Annotated in this window: 19 protein-coding genes; 6 read left to right on the forward strand and 13 right to left on the reverse strand. The window is 71.8% G+C overall.

Features of this window, described 5'->3' with window-relative positions; translation table 11 throughout:
- Positions 1–121 precede the first annotated feature (121 nt).
- Positions 122–979, forward strand: a complete 858-nt coding sequence (locus ACZ4IF_RS31580) for an SURF1 family protein (RefSeq protein WP_467568911.1) — start codon at positions 122–124, stop codon at positions 977–979.
- A 177-nt stretch (positions 980–1,156) separates the two neighbouring features.
- On the opposite strand, the gene ACZ4IF_RS31585 is transcribed toward ACZ4IF_RS31580, so the two are convergent.
- The 4 genes from ACZ4IF_RS31585 to ACZ4IF_RS31600 form a co-directional block, all read right to left on the reverse strand.
- Positions 1,157–2,191, reverse strand: a complete 1,035-nt coding sequence (locus tag ACZ4IF_RS31585; protein ID WP_467568914.1) for a hypothetical protein — start codon at positions 2,189–2,191, stop codon at positions 1,157–1,159.
- 83 nt (positions 2,192–2,274) lie between these two features.
- On the reverse strand, positions 2,275–2,943 hold the full coding sequence (locus ACZ4IF_RS31590; protein WP_345639749.1) for a SigE family RNA polymerase sigma factor: 669 nt from the start codon (positions 2,941–2,943) through the stop codon (positions 2,275–2,277).
- 451 nt (positions 2,944–3,394) lie between these two features.
- Entirely contained in the window at positions 3,395–4,477 is a 1,083-nt protein-coding gene (locus ACZ4IF_RS31595) for an aspartate-semialdehyde dehydrogenase (protein WP_426681830.1), read from the reverse strand.
- Positions 4,477–5,754 carry an aspartate kinase gene (locus ACZ4IF_RS31600; protein WP_095935641.1) on the reverse strand — a complete coding sequence of 426 codons (1,278 nt, stop codon included), beginning with the start codon at positions 5,752–5,754 and terminating at the stop codon, positions 4,477–4,479. Before ACZ4IF_RS31600 ends, ACZ4IF_RS31595 begins: the two co-directional genes overlap by 1 nt.
- 369 nt (positions 5,755–6,123) lie before the next feature.
- On the opposite strand from ACZ4IF_RS31600, the gene ACZ4IF_RS31605 reads away from it, so the two are divergent.
- Entirely contained in the window at positions 6,124–6,861 is a 738-nt protein-coding gene (locus tag ACZ4IF_RS31605) for a sulfite exporter TauE/SafE family protein (RefSeq protein ID WP_467568919.1), read from the forward strand.
- A gap of 85 nt (positions 6,862–6,946) precedes the next feature.
- Here ACZ4IF_RS31605 and ACZ4IF_RS31610 read toward each other — a convergent pair whose 3' ends face one another.
- From ACZ4IF_RS31610 to ACZ4IF_RS31620, 3 genes are all read right to left on the reverse strand, one after another.
- Entirely contained in the window at positions 6,947–7,606 is a 660-nt protein-coding gene (locus ACZ4IF_RS31610) for a DUF5063 domain-containing protein (RefSeq protein ID WP_345639759.1), read from the reverse strand.
- Positions 7,599–8,198 (reverse strand): recombination mediator RecR, encoded by a 600-nt coding sequence (gene recR, locus ACZ4IF_RS31615; RefSeq protein ID WP_359492121.1) that lies wholly within the window; start codon positions 8,196–8,198, stop codon positions 7,599–7,601. The genes ACZ4IF_RS31610 and recR overlap by 8 nt, the downstream gene beginning before the upstream one ends.
- 109 nt (positions 8,199–8,307) lie before the next feature.
- On the reverse strand, positions 8,308–8,652 hold the full coding sequence (locus tag ACZ4IF_RS31620; RefSeq protein ID WP_028799186.1) for a YbaB/EbfC family nucleoid-associated protein: 345 nt from the start codon (positions 8,650–8,652) through the stop codon (positions 8,308–8,310).
- Positions 8,653–8,928: 276 nt separating this feature from the next.
- On the opposite strand from ACZ4IF_RS31620, the gene ACZ4IF_RS31625 reads away from it, so the two are divergent.
- Entirely contained in the window at positions 8,929–9,669 is a 741-nt protein-coding gene (locus ACZ4IF_RS31625) for an SLATT domain-containing protein (RefSeq protein ID WP_467568924.1), read from the forward strand.
- Between the two features lie 305 nt (positions 9,670–9,974).
- Here the strand turns inward: ACZ4IF_RS31625 and ACZ4IF_RS31630 are convergent, their stop codons facing one another.
- From ACZ4IF_RS31630 to ACZ4IF_RS31640, 3 genes are all read right to left on the reverse strand, one after another.
- Entirely contained in the window at positions 9,975–12,026 is a 2,052-nt protein-coding gene (locus tag ACZ4IF_RS31630) for a serine/threonine-protein kinase (RefSeq protein ID WP_467568927.1), read from the reverse strand.
- A gap of 79 nt (positions 12,027–12,105) precedes the next feature.
- Positions 12,106–12,585 (reverse strand): MarR family winged helix-turn-helix transcriptional regulator, encoded by a 480-nt coding sequence (locus ACZ4IF_RS31635; RefSeq protein ID WP_467568929.1) that lies wholly within the window; start codon positions 12,583–12,585, stop codon positions 12,106–12,108.
- The gene (locus ACZ4IF_RS31640) at positions 12,582–13,199 is read right to left on the reverse strand and encodes a type 1 glutamine amidotransferase family protein (protein ID WP_467568932.1); all 618 of its coding nucleotides are present in this window, start codon (positions 13,197–13,199) and stop codon (positions 12,582–12,584) included. The genes ACZ4IF_RS31635 and ACZ4IF_RS31640 overlap by 4 nt, the downstream gene beginning before the upstream one ends.
- Before the next feature lie 508 nt (positions 13,200–13,707).
- Between ACZ4IF_RS31640 and ACZ4IF_RS31645 the strand changes: the two genes are divergently transcribed.
- The 3 genes from ACZ4IF_RS31645 to ACZ4IF_RS31655 all read left to right on the forward strand — a co-directional run bounded on the left by ACZ4IF_RS31645 (position 13,708) and on the right by ACZ4IF_RS31655 (position 16,744).
- Positions 13,708–15,063, forward strand: coding sequence for an aminotransferase class III-fold pyridoxal phosphate-dependent enzyme (locus ACZ4IF_RS31645; RefSeq protein WP_467568934.1), 1,356 nt, complete (start codon positions 13,708–13,710; stop codon positions 15,061–15,063).
- A 153-nt stretch (positions 15,064–15,216) separates the two neighbouring features.
- Complete coding sequence (locus ACZ4IF_RS31650; RefSeq protein ID WP_359489381.1) at positions 15,217–15,930, forward strand: GntR family transcriptional regulator; 714 nt, start codon at positions 15,217–15,219, stop codon at positions 15,928–15,930.
- Between the two features lie 163 nt (positions 15,931–16,093).
- Entirely contained in the window at positions 16,094–16,744 is a 651-nt protein-coding gene (locus ACZ4IF_RS31655) for a hypothetical protein (RefSeq protein ID WP_028799191.1), read from the forward strand.
- A gap of 115 nt (positions 16,745–16,859) precedes the next feature.
- Here ACZ4IF_RS31655 and ACZ4IF_RS31660 read toward each other — a convergent pair whose 3' ends face one another.
- The 3 genes from ACZ4IF_RS31660 to ACZ4IF_RS31670 are packed head-to-tail and all read right to left on the reverse strand — an operon-like array spanning position 16,860 to position 20,305.
- Positions 16,860–17,612, reverse strand: a complete 753-nt coding sequence (locus ACZ4IF_RS31660) for a hypothetical protein (protein ID WP_467568937.1) — start codon at positions 17,610–17,612, stop codon at positions 16,860–16,862.
- Positions 17,609–18,067 (reverse strand): hypothetical protein, encoded by a 459-nt coding sequence (locus tag ACZ4IF_RS31665; RefSeq protein WP_467568940.1) that lies wholly within the window; start codon positions 18,065–18,067, stop codon positions 17,609–17,611. Before ACZ4IF_RS31665 ends, ACZ4IF_RS31660 begins: the two co-directional genes overlap by 4 nt.
- An 18-nt stretch (positions 18,068–18,085) precedes the next feature.
- Positions 18,086–20,305 carry a glycoside hydrolase domain-containing protein gene (locus ACZ4IF_RS31670; RefSeq protein WP_467568943.1) on the reverse strand — a complete coding sequence of 740 codons (2,220 nt, stop codon included), beginning with the start codon at positions 20,303–20,305 and terminating at the stop codon, positions 18,086–18,088.
- Positions 20,306–20,691: the final 386 nt, after the last annotated feature.

Below are 20,691 nucleotides of genomic sequence, written 5' to 3' on the forward strand. Positions count from 1 at the left end.
CGGGGTCTTCGCCGACGCGGTCCCCAGCCTGTGGACAAACCCCGTTCGCCGGGGCCCGGCGGGACCGGTGGCGGCGACCCCGCGGCCCGCCCGTGCGCACGGGCCCCGTACCTTGGAAGGCGTGTACCGGTTCCTGCTGACGCCCCGCTGGTGGGGGATCAACGTCTTCGTGCTGTTGGCCATCCCCTTCTGCGTCTTCATGGGGTCATGGCAGCTGGGACGGTTCGAGGACCGGGTCGCGGACCATCGGACGGCGGGCGACCTGGCCGCGGAGGCCGAGACCTCGTCGCCCCGCCCGCTGGCGGAACTGCTGCCCGTGGACAAGGCGACGTCCGGCAAGCAGGCCACCGCGACCGGCCGGTACGGCAGGCAACTGCTCGTGCCCGGCCGTGAGCTGGACGGCGAGCGCGGGTACTACGTCCTGACCATGCTGCGGACCGACGGCGGTGCGCTGCCGGTCGTGCGGGGCTGGCTGCCCGGTGACGCGGACCCGGCGAAGGCTCCGGCCGCGCCGACGGGTGAGGTCACCGTGACGGGCGCGCTCCAGGCGTCCGAGAGCCCCGGGTCCAACGGCGTCAGCTCGGCCGGTGGTCTTCCCGCCGGGCAGACCGGCGCGATCAGCTCCGCGTCGCTGGTGAACCTGGTGCCGTACAAGAAGGTCTACGAGGCGTGGATCACCCTCGACAAGGGCGACGGCGGGATGAAGGCGGTGCCCGCGGCGGCTCCGCAGAACACCGGCCTGGACCTGAAGGCGTTCCAGAACCTCGGCTACACCGGCGAGTGGTTCGTCTTCGCGGGCTTCGTCGTCTTCATGTGGTTCCGGCTGCTGCGCCGCGAGGTCGAGTTCGCGCGCGACGCCGAGCTGGGCATCGTCCCCGAAGGCACCGGCAACGGGTCGCAGTCCGGGGCCAGGACCGACGAGGAGAGCGGGGTCCCTGCCGGGGACAGCGCTCCGGCCTCGTCCACGACGACCGCCTGAGTCCTCCGGACGGCCGTCCGGGCCCTGCGACCGCCCGGAGCCGCAGCGGCGGCCCCGGGACGGCCCGGCCCCGGGGACCGGGCCCGCCCAGCACGGGACGGCTCGTGGGATGGACCAGGGGACGGCTGCGCGAGACGCCGTCCGCGTCGCTCAGGACGTTCAGGACACCCGCGTCGCTCAGGACGTCAGGACGCCCGTGTGGTAGACGGTGCCCGCGCACGCGTTGGAGACGCTCGTCGAGGCCGTCGCCCCGCCCGTCGTCGCCGTGTTGGACACGGCGACGCTGCCGTCGGCCACCCCGTCCTCCGTGACGAGCTGCGGCGCGACGCCGTCGCCGTCGGTCGTACCGGTGCTGCCGGTGTCGCCGGCGCCCTCGGTGGGCGTCGGGTCCGGTGAGGGATCCGAGGTGGTGGGACAGGTCTCCGAAGGCACCCAGGCGAACTTCACCACGTACGACGCGCCCGGCTGGAGCACCAGGGAGGCGACCTCCGTGGACGGGTCCGGCAGCCCGGTGGCCGCGTCGCCCGCCACATGGGTCGACACGCCGACCTTGGCGGGGTCCGCGGCGCCCGCGGCGGACGCGTTCACCGTGCCCGCGCCGGTGACCGTGCAGCTGGCGGCGGAGATGTTCGAGAAGGTGAAGGAGCCGTAGACCGCGCCGGTGGAGTCCGGGACACCGACGGCGCTGGTGGCCCCGCCGATCTGCTCGGTCGTGCAGGCGGGCGTGCTCGCGGCCGAGGCCGTCGGGTCGACGCCGCCCGTGGTGGCGCCGCCGCCGGTGCTCTTGCCCGTGCCGGGCGTGCTCTTGTCGCCCTCCTTGCCCTTGTCCTTCGAGGTGCCGGAGGATCCGCCCGCCGCCTTCTCGTGGCCGTCGGCGCCCTTGCCCTGGCCGGTGCCGCCCTGCGCCTGCGAGCTGTTGCCCGCGATGGACGTGTCGGGATTCGATCCGGCGGAGTTCGAGACGTGGACGAAGGCGGGGATGGCCGTGCCGATGAAGAGCGCGGCCGCGGCCATGCCGACGACGGCCTGCCGCTTGCGGGCCCGCCTGGCCGGAACGGCACGACGCAGGTGGTCGAGGGTGCCGTCGGTGGGCTCGATCTCCTCGACGGCCTGGTGGAGCAGCCGGCGCAGTGCCAGTTCGTCGGAGCCGAGCCCGTCGGGTCCCTGTCCGCCCGTCTGTTCGTCGGACTGTCCGTCGGGGCCGTGGTTCACAGTTACGTTCCCAGCGTGCGATTGCTTGTGCTCGTGCTCGTGGCGCCGATCCCCGTCGGGGCTCCACCGCTCGTCGTGCCCACTCATGCCGGGGCCTCCATGGCGATGCGGAGCGCGGCGATGCCGCGGGAGCCGTACGCCTTGACCGAGCCCAGCGATATGCCGAGCGTGTCGGCGACCTGGGCCTCGGTCATGTCCGCGAAGTAGCGCAGGACCAGGACCTCGCGCTGACGGCGCTGGAGTCCCTTCATGGCCTTGATCAGCGCGTCGCGTTCCAGCTGGTCGTAGGCGCCTTCCTCGGCGCTCGCCATGTCGGGCATCGGCTTCGACAGAAGCTTGAGGCCGAGGATGCGCCGGCGCAGCGCGGAGCGCGACAGGTTGACGACGGTCTGCCGCAGATAGGCGAGCGTCTTCTCCGGGTCACGGACGCGTTTGCGCGCCGAGTGCACCCGGATGAAGGCCTCCTGGACGACGTCCTCGCAGGAGGCGGTGTCGTCGAGGAGGAGCGCCGCGAGGCCCAGCAGCGACCGGTAGTGGGCGCGGTAGGTCTCGGTCAGATGGTCGACGGTGGTACCGGCGGCCATGCTGTCGTCGGAGCCGTCACGCTGATTCGGTATGCGGGCGGGCCGCGCTGCGGGCATGGGCGCGATCACCGGCATGCCGCCGGGCGCGCCGGGGCTGCGGAGTCGGCGGGGTGGACGCAGGGCTGTGCCCCTCGTCTGGACCGCGGTGAAGTCGAGTACCTCTGCCACGCCTGTTTGACACGCGTACCCCCGGCAGGGTTGTACGCGACAGACGTCACATTCGCGTCGGTCGGCACAGTGGCCGGAAGCAGACCTTCCGGAGCATCCCCTGGTACGCCTGCGGGACCGCCGGCCGGGACGCCTCTCAGCGCGCCTGACAGTGCACTAAATGCCCTCATGCGTACCAGCTCTTCCCCTATGCCCCATGTGCCGTGCCGCCCCCGGACGCCCCTGAATGGCGACCGCAAAGACGCTCCCCGCCCTCCGCGCGGTTGCGGAGGACGGGGAGGAAAATCTTCGGACGCCCACGGGGGCGGATTCAAGTGGTCCGGACCATATTTCGATCACTGGACTCACACAGATCCTACAAATGAATCCCCCGACGGCCATCGAGATTCCGGCTGCCGGACGCCCGGGACGCAGAACCTTGCGGAACCCGCGCACACCCTGGAGGCAGAACCTACGCCCCGATGATCTCCGCCGCCACCAGCTCGGCGATCTGAGCCGTGTTCAATGCGGCACCCTTGCGCAAGTTGTCCCCGCACACAAACAGTTCGAGTGCGGTCGAATCGTCCAGAGCCCGGCGGACCCGGCCGACCCAGGTCGGGTCCGTGCCCACCACGTCGGCGGGGGTGGGAAACTCGCCGGCGGCCGGATCGTCGAACAGCACGACCCCCGGCGCTGTGGCGAGAATCTCCCGTGCCTTGGCGACGGTGACCTCGCCCTGGAAGCGGGCGTGGACGGTCAGTGAGTGCGTGGTGACGACGGGTACGCGGACGCAGGTGACGGCCACCTTCAGCGCCGGCAGGCCGAGGATCTTCCGGGACTCGTTGCGGACCTTCATCTCCTCCGAGGACCAGCCGTCCTCGGCGAGGGACCCGGACCACGGCACCACGTTCAGCGCGACGGGCTCCGGGAAGGGCCCGGTGTTGTCGCCCACGGCCCGCCGTACGTCACCGGGGCTGGTGCCCAGTTCCGTACCGGCGACGAGCGACAGCTGCTGGCGCAGGGTCTCGACGCCGGCCCGGCCCGCGCCGCTGACCGCCTGATAGCTGGAGACGACCAGTTCGCGCAGCCCGAACTCGGCGTGCAGCGCGCCCAGGGCGACGATCATCGAGAGCGTGGTGCAGTTCGGGTTGGAGATGATTCCGCGCGGACGCACGCGCGCGGCGTGCGGATTGACCTCGGGGACGACGAGGGGCACGTCCGGGTCCATCCGGAAGGCTCCGGAGTTGTCGACGACGACCGCGCCCTTGGCTGCGGCGATCGGCGCCCACTGGGCGGCCACCTCGTCCGGTACGTCGAACATGGCGACGTCGACGCCGTCGAAGGCCTCCTCCGACAGCGCCACCACCTCGACCTCCTCGCCGCGCACGGCCAGCTTGCGGCCGGCCGAGCGCGGGGAGGCGATCAAGCGGATCTCGCCCCAGATGTCCGCGTGCTGGGACAGGATCTGGAGCATGACCGTACCGACCGCTCCGGTCGCTCCCACGACCGCGAGCGTCGGCGCCAAGGACCCCTTGGGTCCCACGGACCCGGCCATCAGCGGCCGGTGCCTCCGTAGACGACGGCCTCGTCGCTGTCGGAGTCGAGTCCGAAGGCGGTGTGGACGGCGCGGACGGCCTCCGGGACGTCGTCGGCACGGGTGACGACGGAGATGCGGATCTCGGAGGTGGAGATCAGCTCGATGTTCACGCCCGCGTCGGACAGCGCCTCGAAGAAGCCGGCCGTGACACCCGGGTTCGTCTTCATGCCGGCGCCGACGAGGGAGATCTTGCCGATCTGGTCGTCGTAGCGCAGGGAGTCGAAGCCGATCGCGGTCTTCGCCTTCTCCAGGGCGTCGATGGCCTTGCGGCCCTCGGTCTTGGGGAGGGTGAAGGAGATGTCCGTCAGACCGGTGGAGGCCGCGGACACGTTCTGCACGACCATGTCGATGTTGATCTCGGCGTCGGCGATGGCGCGGAAGATCGAGGCGGCCTCGCCCGGCTTGTCCGGAACGCCGACCACCGTGATCTTGGCCTCGGAGGTGTCGTGCGCGACACCGGAGATGATGGCCTGCTCCACCTTGCGGTCCCCTTGCTGAATCGGCTCGTTGCTGACCCAGGTGCCCTGGAGTCCGGAGAAGGACGAGCGCACGTGGATCGGGATGTTGTAGCGGCGGGCGTACTCCACGCAGCGGTGGAGCAGCACCTTGGAGCCGGAGGCCGCCAGCTCCAGCATGTCCTCGAAGGCGATCCAGTCGATCTTCCGGGCCTTCTTCACCACGCGCGGGTCGGCGGTGAACACGCCGTCCACGTCGGTGTAGATCTCGCAGACCTCGGCGTCGAGGGCCGCCGCCAGCGCGACGGCGGTCGTGTCGGAGCCGCCGCGGCCGAGGGTGGTGATGTCCTTCTTGTCCTGCGAGACGCCCTGGAAGCCGGCGACGATGGCGATGTTGCCCTCGTCGAGGGCCGTACGGATACGGCCCGGCGTGACGTCGATGATCCGCGCTTTGTTGTGGACCGAGTCGGTGATGACACCTGCCTGGCTGCCGGTGAAGCTCTGGGCGCTGTGGCCCAGGTTTTTGATCGCCATCGCCAGCAGGGCCATGGAGATCCGCTCTCCGGCGGTCAGCAGCATGTCGAACTCTCGTCCGCTGGGCATCGGAGATACCTGCTCGGCGAGATCGATCAGCTCGTCCGTCGTGTCGCCCATCGCGGAAACGACGACGACCACCTGGTGGCCGTTCTTCTTCGCTTCCACGATCCGCTTGGCGACGCGCTTGATGCCCTCGGCATCGGCTACGGAGGAGCCTCCGTACTTCTGCACGACAAGGCCCACGTGCGCTCCTCGCTCAATCCGTCTCTGCACCGCACAACTGCGGTCGGCTCAGTTTAACGAGCGGCCGGATTTCCCCTCCGAGATATCGCATCGTGAGATGTCCCGCTCACGACGTGATCACTCGGACCAACGGACCGAACGGAGTCGTCAGGGCTCCTCGGGCGGGGCGGGTCCGGCCGCTCCGACACGGCACCTGCCCGCAGGTCAGCCGCGCCACTCCGGAAAGTGCCCCGTGTCACACGGGAGGGCGGCGATCCGGCCGCCCGCGGCGCCCGTCCGCCCCTCCCGAGCGATCTCCGGGCCTCCCGAGCGACGCCCCGCCTGCACGGGTGTTGATCGCACGGTGCCCGCGGGAAGACGCTGTCGGACGTGACGGGTGGTGGTTGGGCGGACAGTCTCCTGCTGGGCGGGATCGTGCTGCTGGGGTCGGGCGTGCAGTGGCTCACCGGCATGGGCTTCGCCCTGGTGGCCGTGCCCGCACTGGTGCTGCTGCTCGGGCCCGCGGAGGGCGTCGTCCTCGCGAACTGCGCGGCGGGCGTGATCAGCGTGGTCGGACTCGCGGGCGGCTGGCGGCGGGTGCGGCTCGGCGCGATGGTGCCGCTGTGCGCGGCGGCTGCGTGCACCGTCCCGGCCGGGTCCTGGCTGGCCCGGCGGCTCCCCGAGCCCGCGCTGCTCGCCTGCATGGGTGCGCTGGTGACGGTGGCGGTGGCGCTCGTGATGCGGGGCGCCCAGGTGCCCGCCCTGCGCGGCGGCGGGGGCGCGGTGGCCGCGGGGGCCCTGGGCGGCTTCATGAACTCGGCGGCCGGGGTGGGTGGCCCTCCGGTGTCCCTGTACGCCGTCAACGCGGGCTGGACCGTACGGGAGTTCGTGCCGAACGCGCAGTTCTACGGGGTACTGGTGAACGCGTTCTCGGTGGCCGCGAACGGGGTGCCGCGGCTCGGCCCGCCGGTGTGGGCGCTCGCGGTCGCGGGGATGGTCGCGGGATCCCTGGCCGGCCGGGCCCTCGCGCGATGGCTGCCCGAGAGACGGGCCCGGCTCCTGGTCCTGGGGCTCGCGCTGGTCGGCGGGGTCACCACGCTGGGCAAGGGACTGTGGGAGCTGCGGTGACGAGCCGACGGCGGCCCGCACGGGCGGGCCGCCGTCGTGGCCTGCCGCGGTCGCAGCCGGCGGCCGCCGTCACGGGCGGCTGTCGTTACTTGACCGGGCGCAGGCCCAGCGGACCCGCGATCTCCTCCACCATGACCTTGCCGGCCTCCTCGGCGAGCGCGTCGTCGCCGAGGTCCTGGTCGGTGTCCAGGCCGTTCAGGTCGTCCAGGGGCTGGTTCAGGCGCACGTGCGCCACCACGGACTGGAGGGCGCGCAGGGCGGCCGAGGCCGTGGAGCCCCAGTTGGAGAAGTACGAGAACTGCCACCACCACAGGGCCTCCGTGGTGCGGCCGGCGCGGTAGTGGGCCATGCCGTGGCGGAGGTCGGTGATGACGTCGGCGAGGTCGTCGGAGATCCGGCAGGCGACCGGCGCCTTGCGGGGCTCGTACGGGTCGAAGACCTCCGAGTACACGTCGATCGGGTCCAGCATCACCGCGAGGCGCTCGCGGAGCTCGTCGACGTCCGGCTCGGGGCCCAGATCGGGCTCGTAGCGCTCCTCGGGGACGATGTCCTCGTGTGCGCCGAGACGGCCGCCGGCCAGGAGGAGCTGGGAGACCTCCAGGAGGAGGAAGGGCACGGCCGAGTCCGGCTCGTCGCCCTTGGCCACCTCGGTGACGGCGACCAGGAAGCTCTCTACCTGGTCCGCGATCTGGACCACGAAGTCGTCGGGGTCCTGACTGGTCGCGTGCAGCGTGGCGTCAGACATCTAGGAGTCGTCTCCCCTCGAAGGCGCGGCCGAGCGTGACCTCGTCCGCGTATTCCAGGTCGCCACCCACCGGGAGGCCGCTGGCCAGGCGGGTGACCTTGAGGCCCATGGGCTTGATCATGCGGGCGAGGTACGTGGCCGTGGCCTCGCCCTCCAGGTTCGGGTCGGTGGCGAGGATGAGTTCCGTGACCGTGCCGTCGGCGAGACGGGCCAGCAGTTCCCTTATCCGCAGGTCGTCGGGGCCGACGCCCTCGATGGGGCTGATCGCGCCGCCCAGCACGTGGTACTTGCCGCGGAACTCGCGTGTCCGCTCGATCGCGACGACGTCCTTGGGCTCCTCGACCACACAGATCACCGAGACGTCCCGGCGGGGGTCGCGGCAGATGTTGCACAGCTCTTCCTGCGCCACGTTGCCGCAGGTCGCGCAGAAGCGGACCTTCGCCTTGACCTCCATGAGGGCCTGCGCGAGGCGCCGCACGTCCGTCGGCTCGGCCTGCAGGATGTGGAAGGCGATCCGCTGCGCGCTCTTGGGACCGACGCCGGGGAGCCGCCCCAGTTCGTCGATGAGGTCCTGGACCACGCCTTCGTACAACGGACTGCCTTTCCTGGTTCCTGAATCCTGCTTCGTCCCTGTGCGTACGGTAGTTGGCTGCCGCCCGTCTTAGAAAGGCAGGCCGAGCCCCGGAACACCGCGCACGGTCTCAGAACGGCAGGCCGGGGATGCCGCTGCCGCCGCCGAGGCCCTGGGTGAGCGGGCCGAGCTTCTGCTGCTGGAGCGTCTGGGCGTTCTCGTTGGCCGCCTGGACGGCCGCGACGATCAGGTCGGCGAGCGTCTCCGTGTCCTCGGGGTCGACCGCCTTCGGGTCGATCACCAGGGCGCGGAGCTCTCCGGAGCCCGTCACGGTCGCCTTCACCAGGCCGCCGCCCGCCTGGCCGTCGACCTCCGTCCGCGCCAGCTCCTCCTGTGCGTTCGCGAGGTCCTGCTGCATCTTCTGGGCCTGCTGGAGCAGCTGCTGCATATTGGGCTGGCCACCACCGGGAATCACGATCAGCTCCTGGTTTCGAGTACGGCTGAGTGGACCGTTTTTCCTGTCCAGCTTGAGCCTACGTGCTCGACGGGCCCGTCGCCCAAGCACTCTTTCGAGTGAGAGCGCCGGGAGTCCTATACCTGATCAAGACCCACTTCCGGGCGGAAAAGCGATGAAACCTGGTCCATCGCCACCCATTGGGCGGTAGGAAGGGTCCGGCGCTTTTGCACCAGGCGTCACACGACGTCACACGCCGTCGTCACTGCCGTCACCGTCGTCAGTAGGGAGTGCCGGGTGAGTCAGCCGGAGATGCAGCCCGAGGGGCCGCCCCAGGACGGGCGGGGCGACGGGGCGGCCGAGCTGGTGCCGGGCGATCTGACCGGCCGGCCGTTCCCGCTGGGGGACTGGGGCGAGCCCGCGGAGCGGCTCCACGAGCTGTACCGGTGGGTGGAGCGCGGGGCGCTCGACACGGCCTCCTGGTACCTGTCCGACCGCGTGTGGAAGCGGCGCGGGGCGCGGGTGCTGCGCTGCGGGGCGGCTCTCGGGGCCGTGTCCGGGGCGGCCGCTCCGCTGCTCGATCTCACCGGGGTGGTGGGCGGGGTCGCCCCCTGGGGCTATCTGGCGCTGCTCCTCGGGGTCGCGTGCGTGGCCGGTGACCGGTTCTTCGGGGTGACCTCGGGGTGGATAAGGGACGTGGCCACGGCCCAGGCCGTGCACCGGCGGCTCCAGGTCCTCCAGTTCGACTGGGCGTTCGAGAGCGTGCGCGAGGTCCTCGGGCCGACGGAGGGGACGGCCGGAGAGGCCGCGGAGCGGTGTCTCGGCGTGCTGCGGCGGTTCAGCGAGGACGTCACGGAGCTGGTGCGGGCGGAGACGGCGGACTGGATGGTCGAGTTCCGGACCGGGTCGGCGCCCATGGGGATCCAGTCGTCGCTGTCGGGCGCACCGCGCACCGAGGCGGTGCCTCCGGGGCGTGCCCCGTTGCCTCCGGGCGCACGGCCGAACATGCCGCGGCAGCGGCCTCCGGAGCCCCGCTAGCCTCCGGGCCCGGGTGGGCCGCCGATCCTCGTCGGCCCCCTCGATCCTGGCCGGGGTCGCCGGGGCGTGTCGGGTGTGCCGGCCGTCAGCCCTCGCCGCGGATCCGCGGTCCCACCGGTCTCCCGCACGGCAGGTGCCCGTGCGTACGGATCACGTCCTGGCTGCTCAGCCACGCCACGTGAGCCACTCCCCCGAGCCTGTCGTCCGGTCACGGTACGACCTGGCCCGGGAACCCCCGGCATACGCGAGGTGAACTTCGACGAGGTGGGGCAGCAGGCGAGTCGGAGGTCCGCCCCGAGGCGCTTTCAGCCGCCCTTCGTGTACGTCAGGGCCTCGCCCGAGTCCTTGTTCACGCGGCGCAGCCGGCCGTCCGAGAGGAGGGTGACCTCGGAGGCGGCGCCCGGCGAGCAGGACGTGGCCGGCTCTCCGACGGTGACGTCGGAGGCGCTGATCTCCAGGGGGCCGCCCGCCGAGGGCTCCTCGGCGAGCCTGGCCTCGAAGACGCAGTGGTAGGTGCCGCTGCCGGCCGGGCCGTCCGCGACGAGGGACAGCACGGTGTCCCCGACCTTGCCCTGCTGGATGGTGAGTCGGCGGGTGTTGTGTCCCGTCGCGTTGTCGATGCTGGTGTTCCAGGTGCCGAGGAACTCGTCGGGGATGGTGCCGTCCGTCGACTCCCGCGCACTGGGCGACTCGGAGGCCGTGGACGGCTCCGTGGTGCTCGGGCCCGGCGTGGTGGGCGCGCCGGAGGCGGACGCCGACGCCTTGGCGTCGTCGTGGTCCTTGTCGCCCCCGGTGCCCTTCATCAGCGCGTAGACGCTGCCGCCCGCGCCGAGCGCGACGACCAGCGCCACGACGATCAGGAGGGCGGTGGACCGGCCGCTTCTGCGCGGGGGTTCGGGCGGCAGCGGGGCGACGCCCGGCCCGTACGGCGGCGTCGCGCCACCGGGGCCGTACGGCGAGGCGGGGCCCGGCCCGTACGGCGGCGTCGAGCCGTACGGGGCCGGCTGTCCGCCCCAGCCGCCCTGCTGCGGATAGCCGTACCCGGGGTGGGGCGCGGCGGGACCGGTGGGCTGGGGGTGCTGCTGCGGGTGCTGCTGGGGATAGCCGTACGCGGGGTGCGCGGTGGCCGGCGGGGCGGCCGGAGGGGGTGTCGGGCCCGCGCCCGCCACCATCGTGGGCAGGTGGTCGAGCGGGGCGGGCTGCCCGGGTGCGGGCGGGGTGGCGCCCTCCTCGGCCGCGGCCGGGGCGTGCTCGGGCGGGGCCTCGGGTGAAGCGTCGGGTGGGGTGGTCGGCTGTGCGGGCGGGAGTGCGGGCGGTGCCTTCGAGAGGTCGGGGGCCGGGGGCGCGGCGGGCAGCGCGGGCGTCGGCGCGGCGGGCAGCGCCGGCGGCGCGGGAGGCGCTCCGGCCGGCAGGGCGGGCATCTGCGGCTGCCCGTCGTCGGGGTTCTCGGTGTCCAGCAGCTGCACCGCGTGCCGGCCCAGCTGGGCCACCAGCGCGCTCGGCAGCCACGGGTCGCGGGTGCGGCCGTCCGAGACGGTGTCCTCCGCGCCGGTGCGTTCCAGCACCTGGGCGAGGCTCGGCCGGGCGGCGGGGTCCTTGCGCAGACAGTCGCGCACGAGGTCGGCGAGCCCCTCGGGCACGCCTTCGAGGTCCGGCTCCTCCTGCGCGATGCGGAACATCATCGCGTGCACCCCGCTGTTGGCCGCTCCGAAGGGGAGGGCGCCCGTGGCGGCGTACGAGAGGACCGAGCCGAGGCAGAACACGTCGCAGGCGGGCGTGACCCGGTCGCCGCGGACCTGTTCGGGGGCCATGAAGCCGGGTGAGCCGACGAGCGCGCCGGTACGGGTGAGGCCGCCGTCGGTCACCGTCTCCAGGGCGCGTGCGATCCCGAAGTCGATCACGCGCGGGCCGTCGATGGTGACCAGGACGTTCGACGGCTTGAGGTCGCGGTGGATGAGACCCGCGGCGTGGATGTCCTGCAGCGCGTGCGCGAGGCCGGCGGCGAGGATGCGGACGGAGCGCTCGGGCAGCGCGCCGTGGTCGTGGCCGACGACGGTCTGCAGGGACGGCCCGGCGACGTAGCCGGTGGCGACCCACGGGATCACGGCCTCGGTGTCCGCGTCGAGCACCGGGGCGGTCCAGTACCCGCCGACCCGCCGCGCGGCCTGCACCTCCTGCCGGAAGCGGGCCCGGAACTCCTCCTGCTCCGCGAGTTCCTCGCGCACCAGCTTGACCGCGACGGTGCGTCCCCGGTCGGACCGGGCGAGGTACACGTGCCCCATCCCGCCCGCGCCGAGCCGAGCCAGCAGCCGATATGCGCCGATCCGCTGCGGATCCCCCGCCCCCAGCTTCTCCATGCCCGCGCCCACCTTCCCCCGTGTGTGTGCAACAGACCGAGGATAATCCGGTCGTACGGGGAGGTGGGTGGGGCGGTGTCTACGGTTCCGTAACAGCGCGTGGCGATTCCGTGACGTCGGCGGCGAGCTCGTCGAGGACCGTCGACAGGCGCTCCAGGACGCGTACCGCCTCGGCCAGGCCGCCTTCGCCGAACGCCTCGGCGAGCCGGTCGGCGAAGGCGGCGTGCCCGGGGTCGATCCGCGCGATCGCGGCGCGGCCGGACTCCGTCGGGGAGAGCAGCTTGGCGCGCCGGTGGGCCGGATTGGGCAGGTACCGGGCCAGCTCCTTGTCCACCAGCAGGTCGGCGATGCGCTGCACGCTCTGCCGGGTGATGCCCATGACCCGGGCGATCCCGGAGACCGGGAGCGGTTCGGTGAGCACGGCGCCGAGCACCTGCCACCAGGCGGCGGTCAGTCCTGCCGGGCGGGCGAGCTCCTCGGCGACGGAGAGGAACTGGCCGTTCAGGCGGAAGACGCCGAGGGCGCTGCGGCTGAGCAGGTCCTGGTGCTCCCGGCTCACGGGGCCGCCTTTTCCAGGACGGCGTACGCCTCGGCGTCGGAGTCGTGGAACAGCCGGTACCAGGCGTCGAGGACCTCGCCCTCGTACACCCCGAGCAGGCGGAACACCTCGCGGGCGAACGCGACCGGTTCGGTGGGGCCCGCGGTGACGAGCGCGCCGTCCGTGACGGCGTCGGCGTCCACGTACCGCTCGGTGCCCGCGTAGCCGGTGGCGGCGAGGTAGAAGGACACGGCGCTGGTGTGGGCGCGGTCGTCGAGCAGGCCCTCGCGTGCGAGTCCCGCCGTCGCGCCGCAGATCGCGGCCACGGGCACGGGCACGTCGGCGTCGAGGAACGTGCGTGCCGTGCGGGCGAAGGGGGCGAGGTCGTCGCCGGAGTCCCACAGGTCCGCGCCGGTGAGGACGAGCAGCGAGCTGTCCTCGGGGCGGAGCTCGTCGAGGGCGAGGTCGGGGTGGATGCGGAGCCCGCCCATGGTGGTGACCGGTGCGCGGGTGGGGCCGACGGTGCGGATCTCGTAGCCGGCGCGGGCGAGGTGCGCGGTCGTGTGGCCGGTCTCCCAGTCGGCGAAGGTGTCGTAGACGGCGAGGTGGACGGGCTGGCGCGGGGTGCTGCTCATGGCTCCTCCTCGGGTTCTGCTCGATGTCAGCATACTGTCAATTGGACAGCATGCTGTCAATGCAGGCCTCCTCGCTGTCGTTCCGTTTCGCCGTCTGTGCGGTGGGTGGGTCGGGGCCGTGCCGGTGATCCGCCCGTTGCAGCCCTCGTGTGGTCCGGTGTGTCGGTGCGGTGGGGTCGTGGCGCCGTCCGCAACGGGCATGTGATGCACCGGCACGGCCCCTTCCGTGAGAGGGCGACTGCGGGTGTGAGTGGGGCTGGGGCCCGGGCGTCGGTCCGTCCGGCGGCGGCTCCCGTCCCGCCTTGAGGGCAGAGAGCCACCTTTCAGCCCGTCCGGCGAATGAGGACGAGGCCGTCCAGGCCGATCCACGGCGGCTCCGGGGAACGAAACGGCCGGCGGCAGCGGAGTCGTCGGCGTGGTCAAGCCCGACAGACTGTCGCGGAATGCCCGCGGCGGCAGACAGGACGCCGATATCGCGTCCACTCCGTGGACATTTACGCTTCGGCGCATGACCCCTCAGCCCAACCCTCAGGTCGGTGCCGCCGTGAAGGCCGCGGACCGCGCGCACGTGTTCCACTCCTGGTCCGCGCAGGAGCTCATCGACCCGCTCGCCGTCGCCGGCGCGGAGGGGTCGTACTTCTGGGACTACGAAGGCAAGCGGTATCTGGACTTCACCAGTGGGCTCGTCTTCACCAACATCGGATACCAGCACCCGAAGGTCGTCGCCGCGATCCAGGAGCAGGCCGCAACCCTGTCCACGTTCGCGCCCGCCTTCGCCGTCGAGGCGCGCTCGGAGGCGGCCCGGCTGATCGCCGAGCGCACCCCCGGCGACCTGGACAAGATCTTCTTCACCAACGGCGGCGCGGAGGCCGTCGAGAACGCCACACGGATGGCCCGGCTGCACACCGGCCGTCCGAAGGTGCTCTCCGCCTACCGCTCGTACCACGGCGCCACCTCGACCGCGATCAACCTCACCGGTGACCCGCGTCGCTGGCCCAGTGACAGCGCCGCCGCCGGTGTCGTCCACTTCTGGGCGCCGTTCCTGTACCGCAGCCCCTTCTACTCGGACAACGAGCAGCAGGAGTGCGAGCGGGCGCTCCAGCACCTCGAGGACACCATCGCCTTCGAGGGGCCGGCCACCGTCGCCGCGGTGATCCTGGAGACCGTCCCGGGCACTGCGGGCATCATGACGCCGCCCGCCGGCTACCTCGCCGGTGTGCGCGAGATATGCGACCGGTACGGCATCGTCTTCGTGCTCGACGAGGTCATGGCCGGCTTCGGGCGGACCGGCAAGTGGTTCGCCGCGGACCACTTCGGTGTGACGCCCGACCTGATGACCTTCGCGAAGGGCGTGAACTCCGGATACGTGCCGCTCGGCGGTGTCGCGATCTCCGGGGCCATCGCGGAGACCTTCGCCCGGCGGCCCTACCCGGGCGGGCTCACCTACTCCGGGCACCCGCTGGCCTGTGCCGCCGCCGTCGCGACGATCAACGTCATGGAGGAGGAGGGCATCGTCGACCAGGCCGCGGCCATCGGCGAGAACGTCCTCGGACCGGCGCTGCGCGAGCTCGCCGAGCGGCACCCGAGCGTCGGCGAAGTACGCGGCACGGGTGTCTTCTGGGCGCTGGAGCTGGTGAAGAACCGGGAGACGCGGGAGCCGCTGGTTCCGTACAACGCGGCGGGCGAGGCGAACGCACCGATGGCCGCGTTCGGTGCCGCCGCCAAGGCCCGCGGCCTGTGGCCCTTCATCAACATGAACCGCACCCACGTCGTGCCGCCGTGCAACATCTCCGAGGCCGAGGCCAAGGAGGGTCTGGCGGCCCTGGACGAGGCGCTGTCCGTGGCGGACGAGCACACCGCGTAGAACGCGATCCGTCGCCTTGCGACCCCCGGCCGGCTGCAGAGCCCGGCCGGGGGTTCGGCGTCTGCGGCCCCTCCACCGCGTAAGGTGTCCTGCCTCGTAGTGATACGCGAGTAGACCCACCACCACATCCACGCGATGGGGGAGCCAGACACCATGCCCGGCACCGGCGGCAATGGCGCCGTGACCCGCAGCACCCTGCGGCAGCAGATCGCGGACGCGCTCCGCGACGAGGTGCTCGCGGGCCGCCTCCAGCCGGGCCAGGCGTTCACGGTGAAGGAGATCGCGGACCAGTACGGCGTCTCCGCCACCCCCGTCCGCGAGGCCTTGGTCGACCTGTCGGCGCAGGGCCTGCTGGAGGCGGACCAGCACCGCGGCTTCCGCGTGCAGGAGTACTCCGCCGACGACTACCGCGACATGATCGAGGCCCGCAGCCTGGTCACCGAGGGCATGTTCCGCAGCCTCGTCGCGGGTGGTCTGCGCCAGCTCGACGACCAGCGCGCCGTCACCGCCCTGGCCGCCGTGCGCCGCCGCGGCGAGGAGGCCCAGCGCGCCGCGACCGCCGGCGAGCTCAACATCCTCATCGGCTACGACCTCCGCTTCTGGCGCGAACTCAGCGGCCTCTTCGGCAACCCCTATCTCGCCGACTTCCTGCACCGGCTGCGCGTCCAGTCCTGGGTGTGCACCGTCCAGCACCTGCGCCGGGTCGCCGACCTGAGGGGCCGCCTGTGGGCCGGGCACACGGAGCTCGTGGACGCCCTGGCCCGCCGCGACGCGGACGCGGCCCAGGCGATCGTCGTGGCCTACAACGCACACTCGCTGGCCCTCATCGAGCACCTGACCGCAGACGACGGCCCGTCCGGCGTTTGAGGAGGGTCCCCGCGGGCGATCGGGGGGTTGGGGACGCAGCCCGGGGCGGCACCGCGCGCCCCCGGCCACCGGAAAGCCCAGTTGTGCACCGGGGCCTTCCCAGGACCGCCGCGCGCATTACGCTGCCCTGACCACCGTGCACCCGAGGAAGAGGAGCCGTCTGTTGGCCTGTGACCTGTGGTTGGTCCCGCTCGTCGACGTGTTGTGCCACACCCCAGACAACCCCTTCGCCGAGGAACTCGCGCTCTACGACAAGGCCTTGGCCGAGGCGGGACTCCCACCCGTCCCGGTGTACGCGTACATGCCGGGGCTGTCCGGCGACGTGGCCCCGGTCGCCGGCTTCGACTACGACGCGCTGCACTTCCTGCGCCGCGCCTACCTGCTCCAGATGTGCGGTCTGGCGGTCACCCCGGTGGACGAACTCGGCGGCGACTACGAACAACTGCTGGAGATGTTCGAGACCAACGCCCAGCAGTCACACCTGGTCTGGCACTACGACCACGCGGGCGCCTACGTCCCGGTCGACTTCCCGCACCCCCTCGCCAACGACGAACTCCTCGCGGGCGGCGGCCCCCTGGGCTCCTCCCACGCGCTGCTGCGCGAACTCGAATTCGTGGCCCCGTCGATCGGCATCGACCCGGCCAACCCGCCCGCCGCCCCGCAACCGCCCGCGGCGCCCACGGAGCTGGAGGAGCCGGCCGCGCCGGCGCCCTACGATGCCAGCCCCTTCGCCCGGGAGCGCCACGTCTGGCTCGGCCTGCACGCCGCCGCGACCCGCAGCCTCGCCCAGGGATCGATGATCATCTTCAGCTGACGGCCGTCGCCCGGACCGGGCCGCGGGGTGCCGGCGGTGCCCGGCCCGGACGACAGCCACGGCCACGGGCCCGGCCCCACCCCTGAGGGCGTGACCGGGCCCGCGGGCCTACCGGTCAGACCTGCTGGGCGGCGAGCCGCTTCGCGGCCTTGCGGCGCTGCGGCTGGAGCGGGTCGACGAGCACACCCGAACCCAGACCGGGCGTCTCGGCCCAGCGGCGGATCTTCTCCGCCACCGCGGTCAGGCGCGCATCGCCCGGGCCCACGTCGATGGAGAACAGCGACTCGTCCGGCTTGCGGTCATCGCCGCCCCAGCGGACCACGCCCTCGGCGTCCGCGAGGATGTCGCGGATCACCAGCTCCTGGAGGGGATAGAACCCGCCGCGCACCCCCAAGGGGTAGGAGCCGGGCCGGATCTGCACCGCCGTGCCGGAGGCCTGGTTGGACTCGGCCAGTCCCCTGCGCACCGAGCCCGGGGTGCGCCAGCCGACGACGTCGCCCTTGCGCAGGGCGTCGATCTCGTAGTGGAAGCGGCGGACGACGTGCACGAGGACGGTTTCGACGTCTCCCATGCGCACCCGCACGTCCACCGGGGTGCCCGTCACGGGTCTGGTGTAGATGTTGCCGCGGTCGTCGGCGACCTTCTCCATCTCCCAGCCGTTCTTCGAGCGAAGGCCGTTGAGCACGTGGGCCTTCCGCTCGTCGGCCCTCTGCTGGGCCTTCTTCACCGCTTCGCGCAGCTTGGCCGGGTCGGGCCTGTGGTCCGCCGCGTATCCGGGGGTGGCGAGCAGTTGTGATCCGGCCGTGGCGCCTGCGGCCATGAGGACGGCGCGGCGCAGCACGGTGCGTCGCGGCAGGTTCGCCGTCATGAGATTTCCTCCTTGCGTCGGGCGGTCGCGAATCCGGCGAGGGTGAGCGCCAGGGCGCACACCCCCAGCACGGTCACTGCGGGGTTGATGTACGACGGGATGACCGCTTCGACCGTGTGTCCGTCACCGGTACGGCAGCCGAAGTGGAGCGGGACGAACGAGGGGTCGTATCCGGTGAGCCGCCGGTCGCCGACCGCCGTGTTGCACGCCCGGGACCGGTCCTGGTCGTCGAAGAGGACCAGGTGCAGAACGCCCCAGATGTACATGCCGACGGCCGCGGCCCACGCCAGTGCGGCGGCGGACCCGAGGGCCGCTGTCGCCGTCCGGGCGGCCCTGGCGCGGACCAGCAGCCTCACCCCGCGCACCAGGAGCCACGGGGTGGCCACCAGCCCGGCCAGGGTCAGCAGGAGGACGACGGTGCCGTCGTGGCCGGCGTACGGCTGGTCTCCGGACATGGGGCGCTCCGCTCTCTGTCACAGGTTCCGGGAGATCGCGTTGTACTTCTCCATCACGTAGTAGAGCCCCAGCCGCTTCTTCGCCTCGCTGAACGCGGGCTCCGCCGGGCCCTGGTAGCGGCGCAGGACGTCGTAGATCTCCGAATCGTTGTAGTCCAGGCGCGGGGAGCGCATCGCGGGGGAGTTGTCGTCCCCGCCGGGCTTCCCGTCGATGTCCCACATGTCGATCACGAAGACGCTGGTGAGGGCGAACTCCTCGTCGTCGTGGGCGTTCTTCCAGATCGAGTACTTGTCGTCGTCGCTGGACGCGTCGAGGATCGGCCGGCCGGTCACGTAGCCCTTCGTGAGGCAGTGGTTCCACGCGCCGATGAGGGTGAGGGCCCGCTGCTTGGCGATGCCGGTGGACGAGTCCTTGATGAACTTGCCCGTCGTGTTGTACGCGAGGATCGTGGCCTCCCAGGCCGCCTCGTCGAGCGGCTCGATGTGCCGCATCTCCCAGTACGCCGACGTCTGGACGAGCGCCTTGCGCAGGTTGTACTTGTTCGACAGGCTCGTGATGAGCGCGTCGTGGTCGACCACCGTCGACTGGAAGCACTTCCAGTGCTGATAGCTGCGCGTGCCGCCGTCGAGCGGGTAGCCGAGGGACTCCATGTACTTGCCGACGTCCGTCTGCATGGCGGTGAGGACGGAGTCGTCGAGGCGGGTGTCGGGCTTCTGGGTGCGCGGCGCGTTGAAGGAGCCCTGACCCGTGTCGCGGCCCGAGGCGATGTTGTTGTCGATCTCGATCGCCCCGTCGCCCGAGCCCACCGTGCGGGTGACGATCTGGTCGTAGGCCCAGTTCTCGGGCAGCGGATAGCCGAAGTTCCCGGAGAAACCGGAGGACATGTCGGAGACGAACGCGGCGGTGGCGTGGCCGGCCTCGGAGACGCGGGTGCACACGTTGCGCGGCCCGTACACACCGACCGCGTACCGGTTGCCGTCGTCGGCTATCGCGTCCTCGATGCCCTTGAAATGGGGCAGGACGCTGGAGGTGACGTCCTCGTCGAGGGCGTCGAAGTCGACGGCGAAGAAGATCCTCGCGCCGGCCTTGAAGCCGTGGTCCAGCGCCGCGTTGACCGCGGCCTGCCCGGCGGTCCGGCCCGCGATGTAGTTGAAGTCCGAGGCGTCCCGGCCGTAGGTCTGGTAGATCGGGAAACAGCGCAGCCCGGCGTCGGCGATGGTCTGGAGCTCGCCCTCCTGGATCGCCTTCTCGTACGGCTTCCCGCCGGTCGGGTTGGTGAGGTAGCGCCCGACGTACTTGATGCCCTCGGCCTTCAGCGCGGCGGCACGGGCCGGGGTGATCCGGGTGACTCCGTCGCAGGCCTCGCCCTTGCGCGCCTGGTCGCCGTAGGAGACGAGCAGGGAGGCCCAGGTCGAGAAGTCGCCCCTGCCGGTGACGGGCAGCTTCGCGAACGACTGGAAGTCGGAGACGGCCGACGACAAACTGCTGCTGAAGGTGCCGGTGAAGGACACGGGCCGGTGGTTGAGGACCATGCCGGCGGAGAAGAGCTGCACCCACGGCCCGGAGTCCCCGGTGGCCACGGTGTGGCTCTTCAGACCGCTCTGGGTACCGGGGCCGAACACCCCGTTGGCCGTGCCGTCGGCCATGCCCAGCTCGTACTGGACGGCGAACAGCATGGACTTGGCGACGTCGCGCGAGTGGTGGCCGTCCGCGGGGATGATGAAGAAGTCCTTGCGGGTCACGTACTGCCCGTTCAGCCATCGCTGCACGGCCTGGATGCTGTCCGAGCCGCCGTTGACGGTGACATAGGCGTCCATGTTCAGCAGGCCCTTGAACACCTTGGGCACCAGATTGCCGCCGGGGTAGGTGAAGTCCACGCCCATGTTCTGCTTCAGCCGGGTGATGGAGGCGTAGACGCGGGAGTTGTACGTCCCGTCGATGTCGCCGCCGTCGTATCCCTTGCAGTAGAGGGCGGACTGGATGATGCGGGCGAAGTTCGCGGACGGGACCGTCTCACTGTTGAGCGTCGGGTACTTGGACGTGAGCGTGGACAAAGTGGTGGGGCCGAAGGTGTCCGACAGGCTCGTGATGCCCAGTTCGTACTGGAGGGCACGGGTGAGGCCGAACATCGTCGTCCAGCCGGTCACCCCGGTCTCGGGGATCCGGTCGATGCCCAGCTTGCCTTCGTAGGCACCGTTGATGAACTGCTGCGCCTTGCGCACCATCTCGTCGGCCACGGGGGCTCCTGTTCCGTCTCGGGGTCGGACGGCGTTCGACGTGGCGGACAGGAGCGCGGCCGGGCAGGCGTCCGCGACCGCCGACATCACGGCATGCCGATGCGACCCCCCGGACGACACCGTTCCCCCCGGTCGTCGGTCACCGTGCGCCCGGCCGCCGGTGGGCGGGCACCGGGCGCGTGGCGATCACCATAGCCACAGTTTGATCACCAAAGACAAGCAAAAGTACGGGAGTTGGGGCAGGTCGGCGCAATTACGCCGCGCTCGGCGGTGGCGGTGGCGGGGTGCCGTCGGTGGGGCCGGGGACGGCAGGGTGCGGTCGGTGGCCGGGGGGGGCGCGGCAGCGGGGGACTGGCAGATGCAGGGTGGCGCTGCCTTTCGGCGGA

Source organism: Streptomyces sp. NPDC025784, from assembly GCF_055558435.1.

Coding starts and splice junctions, on each gene's coding strand:
- ACZ4IF_RS31630 (WP_467568927.1), bottom strand. CDS start 12,026: ATGGAGAAGCTGGGGGCGGGGGATCCGCAGCGGATCGGCGCATATCGG.
- ACZ4IF_RS31645 (WP_467568934.1), top strand. CDS start 13,708: ATGACCCCTCAGCCCAACCCTCAGGTCGGTGCCGCCGTGAAGGCCGCG.
- ACZ4IF_RS31650 (WP_359489381.1), top strand. CDS start 15,217: ATGCCCGGCACCGGCGGCAATGGCGCCGTGACCCGCAGCACCCTGCGG.
- ACZ4IF_RS31595 (WP_426681830.1), bottom strand. CDS start 4,477: ATGGCCGGGTCCGTGGGACCCAAGGGGTCCTTGGCGCCGACGCTCGCG.
- ACZ4IF_RS31665 (WP_467568940.1), bottom strand. CDS start 18,067: ATGTCCGGAGACCAGCCGTACGCCGGCCACGACGGCACCGTCGTCCTC.
- ACZ4IF_RS31640 (WP_467568932.1), bottom strand. CDS start 13,199: ATGAGCAGCACCCCGCGCCAGCCCGTCCACCTCGCCGTCTACGACACC.
- ACZ4IF_RS31610 (WP_345639759.1), bottom strand. CDS start 7,606: ATGTCTGACGCCACGCTGCACGCGACCAGTCAGGACCCCGACGACTTC.
- ACZ4IF_RS31660 (WP_467568937.1), bottom strand. CDS start 17,612: ATGACGGCGAACCTGCCGCGACGCACCGTGCTGCGCCGCGCCGTCCTC.